The organism is Paenibacillus woosongensis, from assembly GCF_009725165.1.
Taxonomy (GTDB): Bacteria; Bacillota; Bacilli; order Paenibacillales; family Paenibacillaceae; genus Fontibacillus; species Fontibacillus woosongensis.
Map to the genome: position 1 here is coordinate 1 of NZ_WNZW01000035.1, position 948 is coordinate 948.

Annotated in this window: 2 protein-coding genes; one reads left to right on the forward strand and one right to left on the reverse strand. The window is 40.8% G+C overall.

All coding sequences use genetic code 11. The features are described from left to right. On the forward strand, positions 1–289 hold a 289-nt coding region (locus GNP95_RS25890; RefSeq protein ID WP_196427321.1), incomplete at its 5' end, for a hypothetical protein. A gap of 243 nt (positions 290–532) precedes the next feature. On the opposite strand, the gene GNP95_RS25490 is transcribed toward GNP95_RS25890, so the two are convergent. Next, on the reverse strand, positions 533–948 hold a 416-nt coding region (locus GNP95_RS25490), incomplete at its 5' end, for a phosphodiester glycosidase family protein (RefSeq protein WP_155613613.1).

Consider the following 948-nt stretch of genomic DNA (forward strand, 5'->3'; position numbering starts at 1 on the left):
TGGTGAACAGTTGGAACTTGTTAAATTATTAAATTTATCAACAAAATATAGGAATGAAGCCAATTCGGATGAATTTATGAAGCTGATAAGTAGTGAACCAGACACTCCTATTAAGCAAATGAATACAAAAAAAGTTGTGGATATGAAGATTAGCAATATCGGTGAAATCACTGGATCGCAAGGCTCAATTGTTACTATGACGACCACAGAGGATGATTCTGAAGGCAATTTAGTCATTTACGTTTTCCATAAAATAAATGGAGAATGGAGAATTTACGATATTGACTAAATAGTACCTTGGCCCCTGCTTGGCCTCCGGCTTCCTCCAGATTCCACCTCAGGGTGGAACCCTTGCCCTTGGTAAACAGTAGGCGCTCGCCAGCTCCTGTTCGGGACTCACCATAGAGATGATGCCTATGCTGGGTGTAGAAGTAACAAGATGACCCCTGTATAATACAGGAATCATCTTTTGTTAATAGGTAGCTAACTTAACATGGGCATTGATTGCTTTTTTTAAGTTTTATATCATTTCTTAGACCCATTCTTCGGCTGCTACTCTGACCATGGAATAGACTGATCGGTTTACACCGCTAGGATCATAATTAGTAGGAACCGGATTACCATTACGAATAACAGCGTATTTTATCTGGGAAGAACCACCGCCATCTAACATAATTGCAGTGTTACATCCACGATCAATCATAAATTGTCTAACACCCCAAGCATTTTCGCTTTGAAAAACTGCTAGCCAGATTTTAGATCCATCCCAGCCAATGGCAGTCCGTTGTGTCTTGGACATTGGCCCAAATCGGTACGCATTCTGTGTACCTTCTTTGGCTGCGTTGCAGTTATCGGGAGAATCAGTACCGTGAATGGCTTTATAGTAATCATTGTCGGTGGAATAGCTTAAATTGGGGAAAAGACTGTACCCACCAATAGCCCATTTAA